The following is a 3,050-nucleotide window of genomic DNA, read 5'->3' on the forward strand; positions in this document are numbered from 1 at the left end:
TGTATTATCAGCGGGCACAAACATTAAACCGCTATGGTCTACTCCAGAAGCTACTCTTCCATTTACATTTTTAGTAGCTGAAGTTCCTAAATCAATAGTTGCTTCATCTATTTTCAATCTCAATAAATCAGAAGATGCCCCATTTGCTGTTACTCTTAGCATATATCCTTTAGGTTTAGCTACAAATTTTGAACTATCTAAAGTAATTGCAGATGTAGTTGTACTGTCGGTTCCTACATTTTGAAGTTTATAAGGTGCATCAAAAATCTTATAATAGGCATCTCCATCTTCAGAAAATACACCTAATATTTCAATTTTTACATCTGAACCTGTTTTAATTCTATTATGTTCACCAAGAGATACCGTAGCGCTTATTTTCCCTGGATCATTAGGATTAGCATTTAAAATAAACGTTTCACTATGAAAAGGTGAATAAGTAGTTGCCCCAGTAACCGTACCGAATCCTTGTGTATCAGCTACTCCTAAATTGATAGAAACTTCATTATTAAATTTAACTTTTAAATTATCTGAACTTATCTTCTCACTCGTTACTTTTATTAAATACGCTTTTGCATTAGTTTTTTGTGTTCTTATATCATATGAATTATTTAAATCTTTAATAGTATGTTTTATTGAAGGTTTTATTATTTTAAGTTCACTACCTACTTTATCTGAAAAATAGCCTTCACTACTCAACTCAAAATTATTTAGTATCTGTTCATCATCATTAGGATTAATATTAATCTTTTTTGCCTCTGTATCAAATATATTACGTATGTCAAAAATTGAATGTTTAAGTTTAGGCTTCTGTTCAATTTTAGCGTTTAAACTTGCTAAGAGCATCATTACTGCTAAATCATTACCTCCAACAGCCTTTAGAGCTAGTATTTGAGCCATTATAACCGAATTATCTATTGGCTTGTCTAGATATTCATGTCTATCTACTTCAGCTTTTGTTAAAATCATATCAAAATCATGGATTGGTGCATGTCTAGGTGCATAATAATATACAAATTTATAAGAAGAAGGTCCAAAATTATCATGTTCCCTACACCATTGTAAAAACCACCTGGTATTGAGGTTGAATCCTTCACTTCTACCTTTATAATCGACAGCGTCGTACAAGACTAATCCTGAACTCTTTGGATCAAATTCTTTAAAAGTAGTAGCATCATAAAATTTAATAACATCAACTTTATCGTTATATTCTTCATTAAATGCACTTATTGAATGATTAAATGGGAAATTATTCATTCTAAACACACTTCCATGATACTGTATATTCTCCCGGGCACCCCAATCGGCAAGTAATCTCGGGGACATGGGTTCATGAGCTCCTATATATCCATAAAGTTCTTCTCCACTATATTTCTGAATGCTTCCACTCATCCCTCCTTTAATAATATGGTCTCCTATACGCATTTCTACATTAGGTCCAACAACACCTTTGAGAGTGTTACGTAGCACTAAAGCTTTCACTCCTGGAAGAAATGCACTATTAATTTGCCAATTTAGGTTAGAATGATTTTTAGCATCTGAGTCGAAAGATTTTCTTGCTGGAACATATGTTAATCCTTTTGGTTTTTTTGGTGTATAGCCATAAGGTATTTGAAGACTAGCTTTACTAATACGCCCTTGAGAATCTACCACACTTACTTTTGAATTATAGTCTACGTTAAGTGCTCCATTTATAGGAGCAGTCCATAATCTAGCTTTAACTGGTGATTGTGTTAATTCTAGATTAGTTATAGTTCCATTTATTTTAACATTTGCATTGACACTTTTTATTGCATATAAGCTAGGGAGAGTAGAAACGGATATAGTTTCCCCATTGTCACTTACAAATGCGCCTTCAATAACAGGACTTTTATTAGGGTCTGGCTTTTGAATTAAAATATTCATATTTGGTCTTAATTTCACAGCAAAAAGTTCTGGTGTAGTCATTGCATTTAGTTGTTGTTTTATTTCTTTTTGTGTCTCTCCTGACATAGAAATCATCCAACCACTTTCTACTCTCTCCTCTCCAATATATATTTGATTATTCTCTATTCTAGCATCAAAAGCTAATACTAATGCATCCTTTAATGTTATTTCAGGACTATTATTATCTGAATTATGAGCTGCTACTTTACTTCTTTTTACTTTTTTATTTGGTAGTTGTAGTGAAATATCTGCAGTTACAGAATTTATTCGTGACATATATGTTTCCCATGAACCGAAAACGGTATATTGCCCATTGGTTCCTTCTTTCATTATTTCCCCATTAACTTGATCTGTTCTAATTTCAAATGAGTTTCTTGACATAATACTGTTCAATTGATTTATATTCAGTGCTATTGGAGTTCTACCATCGTTTTCATATTGAACATAAATATTTCCACTATGAGGATATCTACCCCCTGCTGCGATGGTTTTTGCCTGTGCAGAAGTAGGCATTTTGATCGTTGAAAGAGCATTGCCCATTTGTGATATCGTAATTGTAGGGATTATGTTACTTATAGGTGCTGTTCCTAGATTTTCATAATGTAAATTTAGTTTTAATTCTGCTGCTTTAGTAGTATCGGTTGTAATAGCTGTTTCCCATTGTAATGTTTTTTGTTCACTTGTAGAATCTGTCACAGCTGTGGTATCTGTATCGGATACGCTTTGTCCTGTAGTAAAATTCATTGAGAATTCTATATTAGTACTTGGTGTTGCGGAAAAAGTATGCCCTATTTTAAACCCTAGACTTTCTGAGTAGGAATGCTCAAATGAGTGAGAGTCTGTTTGCTGAGTGGAGTTTGAAATAGTATTTGAAATAGATTTACCAGTTTTTGTAGTTAAAGTCTGTTTTGAAACAACATCAAAATTATCTATATATACTTTAAGACGTGGATAAGCAGCAACTAAAGGATGTCTACCTTCCTTCTTTACTCTACTATCCATTTTAACTCCTGATACCTCTGCAAAATCTCCATAAGGGTCTCCATCTGTACTAAAAGCCAGAGGAGAAGTTTTATATTTTATAAAACCTTTTGCTTCGCTATGTTTATTTGGATCCCATTTTTCCA

Annotated in this window: 1 protein-coding gene; it reads right to left on the bottom strand. The window is 32.8% G+C overall.

Going from position 1 to position 3,050, the window contains the following annotated elements:
* A partial coding sequence (locus WBG30_RS04175) for a binary toxin-like calcium binding domain-containing protein (RefSeq protein ID WP_424503388.1) occupies nucleotides 1-3,050 on the bottom strand: 3,050 nt, incomplete at both ends.

This window comes from Psychrilyobacter sp. (assembly GCF_049671765.1).
Lineage (GTDB): Bacteria > Fusobacteriota > Fusobacteriia > Fusobacteriales > Fusobacteriaceae > Psychrilyobacter.